This window comes from Streptomyces sp. UNOC14_S4 (assembly GCF_020740835.1).
Classification (GTDB): Bacteria; Actinomycetota; Actinomycetes; order Streptomycetales; family Streptomycetaceae; genus Streptomyces.
Window position 1 is genome coordinate 1 of sequence record NZ_JAINFC010000164.1, and the last position, 14418, is coordinate 14418.

11 protein-coding genes are annotated in these 14418 nt (G+C 71.0%); 10 read left to right on the forward strand and 1 reads right to left on the reverse strand.

The window, feature by feature from the left end; all coding sequences use genetic code 11:
- Window positions 1–55 precede the first annotated feature (55 nt).
- The 9 genes from K6I34_RS16745 to pssA all read left to right on the forward strand — a co-directional run bounded on the left by K6I34_RS16745 (window position 56) and on the right by pssA (window position 11004).
- Complete coding sequence (locus tag K6I34_RS16745; RefSeq protein WP_229326962.1) at window positions 56–1840, forward strand: 3-hydroxyacyl-CoA dehydrogenase family protein; 1785 nt, start codon at window positions 56–58, stop codon at window positions 1838–1840.
- Between the two features lie 100 nt (window positions 1841–1940).
- Complete coding sequence (locus tag K6I34_RS16750) at window positions 1941–2780, forward strand: TetR family transcriptional regulator (protein ID WP_229326938.1); 840 nt, start codon at window positions 1941–1943, stop codon at window positions 2778–2780.
- 414 nt (window positions 2781–3194) lie between these two features.
- Window positions 3195–4568, forward strand: coding sequence for a crotonyl-CoA carboxylase/reductase (gene ccrA, locus K6I34_RS16755; protein ID WP_229326941.1), 1374 nt, complete (start codon window positions 3195–3197; stop codon window positions 4566–4568).
- Window positions 4569–4581: 13 nt separating this feature from the next.
- Window positions 4582–6594, forward strand: coding sequence for a protein meaA (locus K6I34_RS16760; RefSeq protein WP_229326943.1), 2013 nt, complete (start codon window positions 4582–4584; stop codon window positions 6592–6594).
- Window positions 6591–7610, forward strand: a complete 1020-nt coding sequence (locus K6I34_RS16765) for a CoA ester lyase (protein ID WP_229326945.1) — start codon at window positions 6591–6593, stop codon at window positions 7608–7610. Before K6I34_RS16760 ends, K6I34_RS16765 begins: the two co-directional genes overlap by 4 nt.
- A gap of 5 nt (window positions 7611–7615) precedes the next feature.
- Window positions 7616–8128 (forward strand): MaoC family dehydratase, encoded by a 513-nt coding sequence (locus K6I34_RS16770; protein ID WP_229326964.1) that lies wholly within the window; start codon window positions 7616–7618, stop codon window positions 8126–8128.
- A 1-nt stretch (window position 8129) separates the two neighbouring features.
- Complete coding sequence (locus K6I34_RS16775; RefSeq protein ID WP_229326953.1) at window positions 8130–9335, forward strand: acyl-CoA dehydrogenase family protein; 1206 nt, start codon at window positions 8130–8132, stop codon at window positions 9333–9335.
- A gap of 171 nt (window positions 9336–9506) precedes the next feature.
- Window positions 9507–10163, forward strand: coding sequence for a phosphatidylserine decarboxylase (locus K6I34_RS16780; protein WP_229326955.1), 657 nt, complete (start codon window positions 9507–9509; stop codon window positions 10161–10163).
- The gene (gene pssA / locus K6I34_RS16785) at window positions 10150–11004 is read left to right on the forward strand and encodes a CDP-diacylglycerol--serine O-phosphatidyltransferase (protein WP_121797138.1); all 855 of its coding nucleotides are present in this window, start codon (window positions 10150–10152) and stop codon (window positions 11002–11004) included. The genes K6I34_RS16780 and pssA overlap by 14 nt, the downstream gene beginning before the upstream one ends.
- Before the next feature lie 182 nt (window positions 11005–11186).
- Here pssA and K6I34_RS16790 read toward each other — a convergent pair whose 3' ends face one another.
- Complete coding sequence (locus K6I34_RS16790; protein WP_229326957.1) at window positions 11187–12344, reverse strand: glycerate kinase; 1158 nt, start codon at window positions 12342–12344, stop codon at window positions 11187–11189.
- Between the two features lie 151 nt (window positions 12345–12495).
- Between K6I34_RS16790 and K6I34_RS16795 the strand changes: the two genes are divergently transcribed.
- Window positions 12496–14199 carry a BCCT family transporter gene (locus K6I34_RS16795; RefSeq protein ID WP_229326959.1) on the forward strand — a complete coding sequence of 568 codons (1704 nt, stop codon included), beginning with the start codon at window positions 12496–12498 and terminating at the stop codon, window positions 14197–14199.
- The last annotated feature ends 219 nt before the right edge of the window (window positions 14200–14418 follow it).

Sequence of the window (14418 nt, forward strand, 5' to 3'; positions counted from 1 at the left end):
CTCCTCCCCCGCCGCCCCCGCGGCTTCGTCCGCCGCTCCGTCCGCCGCCTCTTCGATCAGGACCGTGGCCGTCGTCGGCCTCGGCACCATGGGCACCGGCATCGCCGAGGTGCTGGCCCGGGCGGGCCGCCGGGTCATCGGCATCGACGTCTCCGGGGCGGCGGCCGCGCACGCCGTGCGTGCCCTGGAGGCCGCGACCGCCCGGGCGGTGCGGCGCGAGCGGATCGACGAGGAGGAGCGGCGGGCTGTCCTGGCCCGCTTCCGCACCACGTGCGAGCTCTCCGCCGCGGCCGACGCCGACCTGGTCGTCGAGGTCGTGCCGGAGGACTACGCGCTCAAGCACGAGGTGTTCACCGCGCTGGACGCGCTGGTGCGCCCCGACGCCATCCTCGCGACCGGCACCAACGCGCTGTCCGTGACCCGGCTCGCCGCCGACTCCGCCCGCCCCGAGCGCGTCCTCGGGCTGCACTTCTTCAACCCGGCCCCGGCGATGAAGCTGGTCGAGGTGGTCTCCTCGGTGCTCACCGCGCCCGCCGCCGTGGCCGCGGTCACCGAACTCGCCCGGGAGCTGGGCAAGGAGCCGGTCGCGGTCGGCGACCGGCCGGGCTTCGTCGCCGACGGGCTGCTCTTCGGCTACCTCAACCAGGCGGCGGCGATGTACGAGTCGCGCTACGCCACCCGCGAGGACATCGACGCGGCCATGCGGCTGGGCTGCGGCCTGCCGATGGGCCCGCTCGCCCTCCTCGACCTGATCGGCGTCGACACGGCCCGTACGGTCCTGGAGGCCATGTACGCCGCCTCGCACGACCGGCTGCACGCGCCCGCGCCGGTCCTCGGACAGCTCGCCGCGGCGGGGCTGACCGGCCGTAAGGCGGGCCGCGGCTTCTACACGTACGAGTCGCAGGACTCGCCGGTCGTCGTGCCGGACGAACGGACGACACCGGCCGGGGCCTCCGGGAACGGCGCGGGCGGCACCGCGGTGCGCGAGGTGCGGGCCGTGGGCGTGGCGGGTTCGGGCACGATGGCGAGCGGCATCGCCGAGGTCTTCGCCAAGGCCGGGTACGCGGTGGTGCTGGCCGCCCGCTCGCCGGAGAAGGCGCTGGCCGCGAAGGAGCGCATCGCGAAGTCCCTCGCCCGTTCGGTGGACAAGGGCAGGCTGACGCCCGCGGAGCGGGAGGCGGCGCTCGCGGCGATCACCCCGGCGGGCTCGCTGGACGCCTTCGCCGAGGTGGATCTGGCCGTCGAGGCGGTGGCGGAGGAACTGACGGTCAAGCAGCAGCTCTTCGCCACCCTGGACAAGGTGTGCAAACCGGGTGCGGTCCTGGCCACCACCACCTCCTCGCTGCCGGTGATCGCCTGCGCCCGCGCCACGTCGCGGCCGCAGGACGTGGTGGGGATGCACTTCTTCAACCCGGCCCCGGCGATGAAGCTGGTCGAGGTGGTGCGCACGGTCCTCACCGCCGACGACGTGCACGCCACCGTCCGCGCGGTGTGCGCCCGCGTCCGCAAACACCCGGTGGACTGCGGCGACCGGGCGGGCTTCATCGTCAACGCGCTGCTGTTCCCGTACCTCAACAACGCGGTCAAGATGGTGCAGGAGCACTACGCGTCGCTCGACGACATCGACGCCGCGATGAAGCTCGGCGGCGGCTATCCGATGGGCCCCTTCGAGCTCCTGGACGTGGTCGGCCTGGATGTGTCGCTGGCCATCGAACGGGTGCTGCACCGCGAGTTCCGCGACCCGGGGCTCGCGCCCGCGCCCCTGCTGGAGCACCTGGTCGCCGCGGGCTGCCTCGGCCGCAAGACGGGACGCGGCTTCCGTGAGTACGCCCGGCGCTGACCTTCCGGTGCTCGCCCACGGCACGGGATGGGGCGGACTGCTCGAACCCGCGGGGAGTCCGCCCCGGCACACCCATACGAGCGCGTGTTACGTTCCCCACATGCCCCAGCCCGACAAGGCCGACCGCACCCCGCGCACGGCCGTCGAAACCCCCGGAAAGCCCCGCACTCCCGCCGGGAGCGCGGGCAGCCGCCGCGCCGCCGCCCAGCGGCTCACCATGCGCCGCAAACTCGCGGCGGCGGCGATGGAGTTGTTCGCGACGAAGGGCTACGAGGCGACGACGGTCGACGAGATCGCGGCCGCGGCCGGCGTGGCCCGCAGGACCTTCTTCCGCCACTTCCGCTCCAAGGAAGAGGCCATCTTCCCCGACCACGACGACACGCTGGTGCGGGCCTCGGCGGTGCTCGACGCCGCGCCGCCGCACGAGAACCCGCTCGACACCGTCTGCCGGGGGATCAAGGAGGTCATGCGGATGTACGCGGCCTCGCCCGCGGTCTCCGTCGAGCGCTACCGGCTGACCCGGGAGGTGCCCGCGCTCCGCGAGCGCGAGATCGCCTCCGTCGCCCGCTACGAGCGGCTGTTCACGCGCTACCTCCTGGGCCACTTCGACGAGCGGGCGCACCAGCACGGCGACGACGACCCGCTGCTCGCCGAGGTCGCCGCGTCCGCGGTGGTCACCGCGCACAACCACGTGCTGCGGCGCTGGCTGCGCGGCGGGGGCGAGGGCGACGTGGAGACCCAGCTCGACCACGCGTTCGCGATCGTGCGGGAGACCTTCGGCACGGGCATCGGCGCGGGCCGGGCGAACGCCGACGGGGAGGGGGCGGCACCGGCCGCCTCGGCGCGGACCGAGGGCGAGGTACTGGTGACGGTGGCGCGGACGGACGCCCCTCTGAGCGAGGTCATGCGCGCGATCGAGAAGGCGCTCAAGAAGCGCTGACACGCAAAGCGCTCAAGGCACTCAAGAAGCGCTGATACAAGCGGACATATCCGGATGACGGCCACCCCTTGGGGTGGCCGTTTCTCTTCGTATCTTGCTCATGCGTGCCCTCCGGATGACATCTGAGAGAAATTGTTGGCACTCGGTGTCTTGTCGCCTGGCACGCGGTGCCATACCTTGGGGGCATCCGGGCGGCCGGCGCGCAGACACCAACCGTCGTGCGCCGGCTGTCCCCACACGTACACCCACACCCGTACGCCGTGCGCCCGGATGCCTGCGTCACACAGGCCCAAAGCGTCACCCGCGCAGCCCTCGTAACCCTCGCAGCACCGCCGAACCGACGGCTCCGCCTCATGCACCACCCCCGACGTTCCCTCAAGCCCGTTTCACGACGCGCTTCGCCGGAGGCCCGACATGAACCACATCCTCGAAGCGATCCTCGCGCCCGACAGCCGCGCCGAGGACTTCGCCGCCCTGCCCCTCCCCGAGTCCTACCGCGCGGTGACCGTGCACAAGGACGAGGCGGAGATGTTCGCGGGCCTGACCAGCCGGGAGAAGGACCCCCGCAAGTCCCTGCACGTCGAGGACGTCCCCGTCCCCGAACTCGGTCCCGGCGAAGCCCTGGTGGCCGTCATGGCCAGCTCCGTGAACTACAACTCCGTCTGGACCTCGATCTTCGAGCCCGTGCCGACCTTCGCGTTCCTGGAGCGCTACGGAAAGCTCTCGCCCCTGGGCAAGCGGCACGACCTGCCGTACCACGTCATCGGCTCCGACCTCGCGGGCGTCGTGCTGCGCACGGGCCCCGGTGTCAACGCCTGGCGGCCCGGCGACGAGGTCGTCGCGCACTGTCTGTCCGTGGAGCTGGAGAGCGCCGACGGCCACAACGACACCATGCTCGACCCCGAGCAGCGCATCTGGGGCTTCGAGACCAACTTCGGCGGCCTGGCGGAGATCGCGCTGGTGAAGTCCAACCAGCTGATGCCCAAGCCGAGGCACCTGACCTGGGAGGAGGCGGCGGCCCCCGGGCTCGTCAACTCCACCGCCTACCGGCAGCTGGTCTCCCGCAACGGCGCCGGGATGAAGCAGGGCGACAACGTCCTGATCTGGGGCGCGAGCGGCGGCCTGGGCAGCTACGCCACCCAGTTCGCGCTGGCCGGCGGCGCCACCCCGATCTGTGTCGTCTCCAGCGAGCAGAAGGCGGAGATCTGCCGCCGGATGGGCGCCAAGGCGATCATCAACCGCAGTGCGGAGGGCTACCGGTTCTGGAAGGACGAGCACACCCAGGACCCGCGCGAGTGGAAGCGGTTCGGCAAGCGCATCCGCGAGCTCACCGGCGGCGAGGACGTCGACATCGTCTTCGAGCACCCGGGCCGCGAGACCTTCGGCGCCTCCGTCTACGTCACCCGCAAGGGCGGCACGATCGTCACCTGCGCCTCCACCTCGGGCTACCGGCACGAGTACGACAACCGCTACCTGTGGATGTCGCTGAAGTCCATCGTGGGCTCGCACTTCGCCAACTACCGTGAGGCGTGGGAGGCCAACCGCCTGGTCGCCAAGGGGAGGATCCACCCGACGCTGTCGAAGACCTACACCCTCGCCGAGACCGGCCAGGCCGCGTACGACGTGCACAGGAACCTCCACCAGGGCAAGGTCGGCGTCCTCGCGCTCGCCCCCGAGGAGGGCATGGGCGTGCGCGACGAGGAGCTGCGGGCCGAGCACATCGACGCCATCAACCTGTTCCGTGACGCGCCAGCGGAGCGGACCGTCAAGCCCCGTCGGAACATCTGAGAGAAACCGGATCATGACCGACCGTCAGAAAGACCGTCCGTGGCTCATGCGGACGTACGCGGGCCATTCCACGGCCGAGGCGTCCAACGAGCTCTACCGGCGCAACCTCGCCAAGGGCCAGACCGGCCTGTCGGTCGCCTTCGACCTGCCGACCCAGACCGGCTACGACCCCGACCACGTCCTCGCCCGCGGCGAGGTCGGCCGGGTCGGGGTCCCGGTCGCCCATCTCGGCGACATGCGGCGGCTGTTCCGGGACATCCCGCTCGAGAAGATGAACACCTCGATGACCATCAACGCCACCGCCATGTGGCTGCTGGCGATGTACCAGGTGGTCGCCGAGGAGCAGGGCGCGGACATCGGCGGGCTCGCGGGGACGACGCAGAACGACATCGTCAAGGAGTACCTCTCGCGCGGGACGCACGTCTTCCCACCGGGCCCGTCGCTGCGGCTCACGACGGACATGATCACCTACACGGTGAACAACATCCCGAAGTGGAACCCGATCAACATCTGCAGCTACCACCTGCAGGAGGCGGGGGCCACTCCGGTCCAGGAGATCTCGTACGCGATGTCCACCGCGATCGCCGTGCTCGACGCGGTGTTCGCCTCCGGCCAGATCCCCGAGGAGCGCAGGGGCGAGGTCGTCGCCCGCATCTCGTTCTTCGTGAACGCGGGCGTCCGGTTCATCGAGGAAATGTGCAAGATGCGCGCCTTCGGCCGCATCTGGGACCAGGTCACGCGGGAGCGCTACGGCATCGAGGACCCCAAGCAGCGCCGCTTCCGCTACGGCGTCCAGGTCAACTCGCTGGGGCTGACGGAGGCGCAGCCGGAGAACAACGTCCAGCGGATCGTGCTGGAGATGCTGGCCGTCACCCTCTCCAAGGACGCCCGGGCCCGCGCCGTGCAGCTGCCCGCCTGGAACGAGGCGCTGGGCCTGCCGCGCCCGTGGGACCAGCAGTGGTCCCTGCGCATCCAGCAGGTGCTGGCCCACGAGAGCGACCTGCTGGAGTACGAGGACATCTTCGCCGGGTCGCATGTGATCGAGGCCAAGGTGGCCGCGCTCGTCGAGGAGTGCACGGCCGAGATCGACCGCATCCAGGCGATGGGCGGCGCGATGGCCGCCGTCGAGTCCGGCTACCTCAAGTCCCGGCTGGTCTCCTCGCACGCCGAGCGCCGGGCCCGGATCGAGACGGGCGAGGAGAGGATCGTCGGCGTCAACTGCTACGAGTCCACCGAGCCCAGCCCGCTCACGGCCGACCTCGACACCGCGATCATGACGGTGGACCCGGCCAACGAGGCACGCGTCGTCGCGGGCCTGCACTCCTGGCGGGACGACCGCGACGAGGTCCGCGCCCAGGAGGCCCTGTCGGTGCTGAAGAAGACCGCCGCGGGCACGGAGAACCTGATGGCGGCCACGCTGGAGTGCGTACGCGCCGGGGTCACGACCGGCGAGTGGGCCTGGGCGCTGCGCGACGTGTTCGGGGAGTACCGCGCCCCCACGGGCGTGAGCGGCGCGCCCGTCGCGGTCACCGCCGAGGCGGGCACCCCGCTCGCCACGGTGCGTGCGAAGGTCACCAGGACCGCCGAGGACCTGGGCAGCGGCAAGCTGCGCCTGCTGGTCGGCAAGCCCGGTCTCGACGGGCACTCCAACGGTGCCGAGCAGATCGCCGTACGGGCCCGCGACGCCGGTTTCGAGGTCGTCTACCAGGGCATACGGCTGACCCCCGAACAGATCGTCGCCGCGGCCGTCGCCGAGGACGTGCACTGCGTCGGCCTGTCGATCCTCTCCGGGTCGCACGCCGAGCTGGTGCCGGACGTGCTGGCCCGGCTGCGGGGCACCGGGGCGGACGACGTGCCGGTGATCGTCGGTGGCATCATCCCGTCCGCGGACGCCACCGCCCTGCGGGCCGCGGGCGTCGCGGCCGTCTTCACCCCCAAGGACTTCGGCATCACGGAGATCATCGGCCGTATCGTCGACGAGATCCGGAAAGCGAACCACCTCGACCCTCTGGAGGTCCCCGCATGAGCTCCCCTGCCCACCCGTCGCCCGCCACCGCCCCGACCGGAAGCCGCTTCGCGGCTGCCCCTGTTAATCGGCTGCGGCCGCGCCGCTCCTGCCTCGCCGTCCCCGGCAGCAACCCGCGCTTCCTGGAGAAGGCGCAGGGTCTGGCCGCCGACCAGGTCTTCCTGGATCTGGAGGACGCGTGCGCCCCGCTCGCCAAGGAGGGGGCCCGGCACACGGTCGTCGACGCGCTCAACAACGGCGACTGGACGGGCAAGACCAGGGTCGTGCGGGTCAACGACTGGACGACGCACTGGACGTACCGGGACGTCATCACCGTCGTGGAGGGCGCCGGCCCGAACCTCGACTGCATCATGCTGCCGAAGGTGCAGGACGCCGAGCAGATCGTGGCCCTGGACCTGCTGCTGACGCAGATCGAGAAGACGATGGGCTTCGAGGTCGGGCGCATCGGCATCGAGGCGCAGATCGAGAACGCCAAGGGCCTGGTGAACGTGGACGCGATCGCTGCCGCCTCGCCGCGCCTGGAGACGATCATCTTCGGCCCGGCGGACTTCATGGCCTCGATCAACATGAAGTCGCTCGTCGTCGGCCACCAGCCGCCCGGCTACGGCGCGGACGCCTACCACTACATCCTGATGCGCATCCTGATGGCGGCCCGCGCACACGACCTCCAGGCGATCGACGGCCCGTACCTGCAGATTCGCAACCCCGACGGCTACCGCGAGGTGGCGGGCCGGGCGGCGGCGCTGGGCTTCGACGGCAAGTGGGTGCTGCACCCGGACCAGGTCGCGCTCGCCAACGAGATCTTCTCGCCGTCGCAGGAGGACTACGACCACGCCGAGCTGATCCTGGACGCGTACGCCTACTACACCTCGGAGGCGGGCGGCAAGAAGGGCTCGGCGATGCTCGGCGACGAGATGATCGACGAGGCCAGCCGGAAGATGGCGCTGGTCGTCGCGGGCAAGGGCCGCGCCGCGGGGATGTCCCGTACGTCCAAGTTCGAGATCCCGGAGGCGTGAGCGCGATGCAGTTCGGCCGTACCTACGAAGAGTTCACCGTCGGTGACGTCTACAAGCACTGGCCGGGGAAGACGGTCACCGAATACGACGACCACCTCTTCTGTCTGCTGACGATGAACCATCACCCGCTGCACATGGACAGCAATTACGCGGAGAAGACGACCGATTTCGGCAGGAACGTCGTGGTCGGCAACTATGTCTACTCACTGCTGCTGGGCATGTCGGTGCCGGACGTCTCGGGAAAGGCGATCGCCAATCTGGAGGTGGAGTCGCTCAAGCACGTGGCACCGACCTTCCACGGCGACACGATCTACGGCGAGACGACCGTGCTCGACAAGACGCCGTCGCGCTCCAAGAGCGACCGGGGCATCGTGTACGTCGAGACCAGGGGCCACAAGCAGGACGGCACCCTCGTGTGCGTCTTCCGGCGCAAGGTGATGGTGCCGACCGCCACGTACGTCAAGGAGCGCGGCGGCGAGCAGCCCGGCCGCCCCGAGCCGACCATCGGGGAGAAGTGAGATGGCACGCCTCGCGCAGACCGACGGCCTGACGGATATCCAGCGGGAGATTCTCGCCACGGTCCGTGATTTCGTCGACAAGGAGATCATCCCGGTCGCGACCGAGCTGGAGCACCGCGACGAGTACCCGACGCGCATCGTCGAGGGTCTCAAGGAACTCGGGGTGTTCGGCCTGATGATCCCGGAGGAGTACGGCGGGCTCGGTGAGTCCCTTCTCACATACGCGCTGTGTGTCGAGGAGATAGCCCGGGGCTGGATGAGCGTCTCGGGAATCATCAATACGCACTTCATCGTGGCCTACATGCTCAAGCAGCACGGCACGCGGGAACAGAAGGAGTACTTCCTGCCGAGGATGGCGGCCGGCGAGGTACGGGGCGCGTTCTCGATGTCCGAGCCGGGGCTGGGCTCCGATGTGTCGGCCATCACATCCAAGGGTGTCCGGGACAGCGAGGACTTCCTGCTCACCGGCCAGAAGATGTGGCTGACCAACGGTGGCTCGTCCACGCTGGTGGCGGTGCTCTGCCGGACGGACGAGGGACACCCCGAGGGCACGGCCCCGCACAAGTCGATGACGACCTTCCTGATCGAGAAGGAGCCCGGTTTCGGCCAGGTGAAGCCCGGCCTGACCATCCCCGGGAAGATCGACAAGATGGGCTACAAGGGCGTCGACACCACCGAGCTGATCATGGACGGGCTGCGGGTGCCCGCCGATCGCGTGCTCGGCGGCACCACCGGCCGGGGTTTCTACCAGATGATGGACGGCGTCGAGGTCGGCCGGGTCAATGTCGCGGCGCGTGGCTGCGGCGTCGCTCAGCGCGCCTTCGAGCTGGGCGTCTCCTACGCGCAGCAGCGGCAGACCTTCGGCAAACCGATCGCGCAGCACCAGGCCATCCAATTCAAATTGGCGGAAATGGCTACAAAGGTCGAGGCCGCGCATGCCATGATGGTCAATGCGGCGCGCAAGAAGGACTCGGGGCAGCGCAACGACCTCGAGGCGGGTATGGCCAAATACCTCGCGTCCGAGTACTGCAAGGAAGTCGTGGAGGACGCCTTCCGCATCCACGGCGGCTACGGCTTCTCCAAGGAATACGAGATCGAGCGGCTCTATCGCGAGGCCCCGATGCTGCTGATCGGGGAGGGAACGGCCGAGATCCAGAAAATGATCATTGGCCGTCGGCTACTCGAGGAGTACCGACTCCAGGGGTAAATGTCCCGATTAAAGGTGGTTTTACCGAGAAGAAGATCACACCGAGTCATCAGTGTTCGGCCATCGACTGGCCCTGGCGCTTGGCCAGTTGCCGGTCGCAACCGATACCATCCCGGGAAAGCCGCCGTCCCCCAGATCGTTACGCGGCACCCTCCGCTACGAAGGTCACCCATGCCCCACAGCTCTTCCTCTGCACCACGCGACCGCCTCCTCGGTGTACGCCTCGCGCGCGGAGCATCGCCGTGGCTCCTCCCGACCGTCGCCACGGCCGCGGTCAGCCTCACCCGTGCCCGGCGCTCCGGGCGCTGGGCGGCGCTGGCCGTGCCCTCCACCGCGCTCGCGGCGGGCATGCTGTGGTTCTTCCGCGACCCCGATCGCGAGATCGCCCAGGGCCGGGTCATCTCCCCGGCCGACGGCGTGGTGCAGAGCATCATGCCGTGGAAGGACGGGCGCACCCGTGTCGCGATCTTCATGAGCCCGCTGAACGTCCACGTCAACCGCGCGCCGCTGGCCGGCACGGTCACGTCGGTCGAGCACATCCCCGGCGGATTCGTTCCGGCTTTCAACAAGGAAAGCGAGAACAACGAGCGCGTCGTCTGGCACTTCGACACCGAGCTCGGTGACATCGAGATGGTCCAGATCGCAGGGGCCGTCGCCCGGCGTATCGTTCCTTATGTACCGAAGGACACGAAGGTGGAGCAGGGCGAGCGGATCGGCCTGATCCGTTTCGGCTCCCGCGTCGACATCTACCTCCCCGCGGGGGTAGAGGTCGCCGTCGAGGTCGGCCAGCCCACCACGGCAGGGGTGACGCGCCTTGACCGTGATTGATCCGGACACACAGGCCGCCTGGGTGCCGGAGGCGCAGACGGAGGAGGACGAGGTCGACATGCCGCTGTCCACGCGGCTGTCGATAGCGGACACCCTCACGCTCGGTAACGCGATCTGTGGCTTCATGGCGGTGTACTTCACCACCACCGGCGTCCTCATGCCGCACCTCACGGGCAACGAGGACGGCGGCATGGCCCGCCACAGCGCGGCGACCGCCGTGATACTGATGCTGCTCGCGTCGGTCTTCGACCTCTTCGACGGGCTCGTGGCCCGCAAGCTGCGCGCCTCGGCGATGGGCGCGGAGCTGGACAACCTGTCCGACCTGATCAGCTTCGGCCTGGCACCCGCGTACTTCGTGGTCGTCTGGGGCGTCGTCGCCCAGGACGCGCACCAGAAGGTGTCGGTGGTGGCCGCGATCGCGGTGCTCCTGGCCGTCGTGCTGCGGCTCGCACGCTTCTCGTGCGTCCCGATGCGCGACGGGATCTTCCAGGGCATGCCGAGCCCCTTCGGCGCGCTGACGGTCGTCTCGATCGTGCTGCTGGAGCTGCCGTTCGTGCCGACGCTGCTGGCGATCGTGGGCGTGGCGTGGCTGATGGTGAGCCGCGTCGAGTACCCGAAGCCGCGGGGCCGGCTGGCCGTCGCGATGCTCAGCTGGATCGTGCTGAGCATGGGCCTGCTGGCGGCATGGGCCTTCGACGCCCCCGGCGGCGAGCTCCTCCTCCAGACCGGCTGCGCCCTCCAGGTCGTACTGGGAGCGGTGATCCCGCTCTTCGCCACGGCGCGACGCGTGAACACGTTCCGCGACAACCGCCGCGAGGCGCGGGCAGCGCAGCTGCCGTAGCAACACCACGCACGCCAGGGGCGGGGTCCGGGGTCTTCCCCGGGCCCCGCCCCTGTTTGTCGTTCAGGTGCGGGTCGGCTGTTGGCTGCGCCCCGTCAGGGGCGCGGGGAACTGCGCGACCGGCCACAACGCGACCGGCAACCGCGCGCGGAGCGCAAGTGGCACCCCGGTGGGCGCAACGGTCAGAGAAAGTCGTCCGCCACCCGCGCGGCCACACGCTCCAGCAGCGGCCCGGCAAGGGCCACGCACCGCGCCGCGTCCGGCTCCAGCGCCGTCAGGGGGTACGCCCGGGCGATCCCGGCACCACGCAGCGCCCCCGGCGAAAGCGACAGCACGCCGCACACCGCCACCACCGGAACCGGCACAGGCCGCCGCCGCACCGCCGCCGCCACACCCGCCGGCGCCTTGCCGTGGAGCGTCTGGGCGTCCAGGGAGCCCTCCCCCGTGATCACCAGGTCCGCCCGGTCCAGGGCCGCGGCGAAGCCCAGGACGTCGAGCATGACCTCGATGCCGGGGCGGAAGGCGGCCCCCAGCGCGACGAGCGCGCCGTAGCCGACGCCGCCCGCCGCGCCCGCGCCGGGAGCGCTCGCGTACTCGGTGGCCCGGGGGCCGACGGAGCCGGCCAGGACGCGGGCGTAGTGCGCCAGGGCGGCGTCCAGCGCGGTCACGTCGTCCGGGGAAGCGCCCTTCTGCGGTCCGTAGACGGCCGCGGCGCCCTTCGGGCCGGTCAGCGGGTTGTCGACGTCGCTCGCGAGGACGAGACGGGTCCGCGCGAGCCGCGGGTCGAGGCCGGACAGGTCGGCGCGGGTGAGCCCGGCCAGCGGGCCGCCGCCGGGGGCGAGCGGCGTCCCGTGCGCGTCGGTGAGGCGCGCGCCCAGCGCGCACAGCATGCCCGCCCCGCCGTCCGTGGAGGCACTGCCGCCGACGCCGAGGACGACGGTGTGTGCGCCCGCGTCGAGCGCGGCCCTCAGCAGCTCGCCGGTGCCGTACGTACCGGCCGTGAGCGGCGCGTACCGGCCGGGCGGCAGGTGCCGCAGGCCCGACGCCTCCGCCATCTCCACGACGGCGGTGTCGCCGCGCAGCGCGTACGAGGCGGTGACGGGGGTGCCCAGGGGGCCGGTCACCCGCTCCGTGCGGCGTGCGAAGCCGGCCGCCACGGCGGCGTCCACGGTGCCGTCCCCGCCGTCCGCGACGGGCAGCGCGGTGATCTCCAGGCCGGGCCTCGCCCGCCGTAGTCCGGCCGCCACGTGCGCGGCGACCTCGACCGCCGTGAGCGAGCCCTTGAACTTGTCCGCGGCGATCAGTACGTGCCGTCCCCCGGCCGTCCGCGCCTCTGTCATGTCGCCCTCCCCTTGTGTTCCGGGATGCCTCCGGAAGCGCTCCGGGGGTCGCGCCGCAGCGACCCTACCCGGGGCGCATGCGTGTTGCCCATGCCCCGGGACGGCGTGCCAGGCCACGCATTTCCCTGCATCCCGGCCATAGTGGGACGGCATGAGCACCGACGCTTCCCCGTCGCCCGGCCCCGCGCGCTCCGGCGCCCCGCGGGAGGACGACTCCCCGGACCCGGCCCTGGTCGCGATCGGCGCCGCGGCCGTCCTCGCGGTGGTCGCCTGGGCGGCGCTGGCCAAGCACTCCTTCGACCGGGTCTCGTCGGCGGCCCTGGACTGGGTGCTGTCGAACTTCGCCTGGCTGTTCGTCATCGCGGCCGATGTCTTCCTGGTGCTGTGCGTCGTGATCGCGATCAGCCGGTTCGGCCGGATCCGGCTGGGGCGTGACGACGACCGGCCGGAGTTCGGCAACCTCGCGTGGATCGCCATGATGTTCAGCGCGGGCATGGGCATCGGGCTCATGTTCTACGGCGTAGGGGAGCCGCTGCTGCACTTCGTTTCCCCGCCGCCGGGGAGCGGGGTGACGGCGAACTCGCCCGCGGCGGCGCGTACGGCGCTGGAGTACTCGTTCTTCCACTGGACGCTGCACCCATGGGCGATCTACGGCATGGCGGGCCTGGCCCTCGCGTACGCCGGGTTCCGCAAGGGCCGCGGCAACCGGCTCAGCTCGGCCTTCGTGCCCCTGCTCGGCGAGGAGCGGGCGGACGGCTGGCCGGGCCGGGCCATCGATCTGCTGGCCGTCTTCGCGACCGTCTTCGGCACCGCCACCAGCCTGGGTCTCGGCGCGCTCCAGGTGTCCAAGGGGCTCAACATCACCACCGGTGCCGAGGACTCCACCACGCTCGAACTCATCATCATCGGCGCGCTGTCGGCGGCGTTCGTACTCTCGGCGTTCTCCGGGCTGCACAAGGGCGTGAAGTGGCTCAGCACGCTCAATATCGCGCTCGCGGCGTGCCTGATGCTGTTCGTCTTCGTCCTGGGTCCGACCGTCTTCGTCCTCAACACCATTCCGGCGGCGACCGGCGGCTATCTGCACGACCTGCTGACCCTGGCGACGCGCACCGGAGCGTTCACGGACTCCAAGTGGCTGGGGGCGTGGACGATCTTCTACTGGGCGTGGTGGCTGTCGTGGGCGCCGTTCGTGGGGACGTTCATCGCCCGGATCTCGCGCGGCCGGACGATCCGGGAGTTCCTCGTCGGCGTGCTGCTGGTGCCCAGCGGGGCCACGGTGATCTGGTTCTGCGTCATGGGCGGGAGCGCGCTGCGGCTGGACATGACGGGCGCCGCGGACATGGCGGGCACGGTCAAGGAGGGCGCGGAGGCGTCCCTGTTCGCGCTGCTCGACACCCTGCCCCTGGACACGCTCACCTCGTGGATCGCGATGGCGCTGGTGATGACGTACTTCATCACCAGCGCGGACTCCGCGTCCCTGGTGATGGGCTCGCTGTCCAGCCGGGGCGCGCTGCACCCGCGCACGTGGCTGGTGGTGACGTGGGGGGTGCTGATGGCCGCGGTCGCGGCGGTGCTTCTGGTGGCCGGGGGGCTGAAGTCGCTCCAGTCGGCGACGATCCTGGTCGCCCTGCCGTTCGTGCTGGTGATGCTGGCCCTGTGCTGGTCCCTGGTACGCGAGCTCCGCGAGGACCCGGGCGCGGGCCCGGCTCGCCACCACGCGATGCACGGACTGCGCGACGCGCTGCGGACGATGATCGGCGAGGCCATCACGGAACAGGGGCCGGTACGGCACGCGCGCCTTCGCCGCGTGGCGGAGAGCGCGCGTGACCGCGATGAGGGTGACGCTGGGCGCTGAGCCTTTGGGTTGTGGGGCGGTTGCGCCTACCGCGGGGTGCCACTTGCGCTCGGCGCGCGGCCGCGGGTCGGTGCGCGGCGCCTACCGGGGTACCACCCGGGCCCGGTGGGCGGCTGCGGGTCCGCCGCACGGCGCCTACCGGAGTGCCTCTTGCGCTGCGCGCGCGACTGCGGGTCGGTGGCCCGTTGCGCCTACCGGGCTGCCACCCGGGCCCGGTGG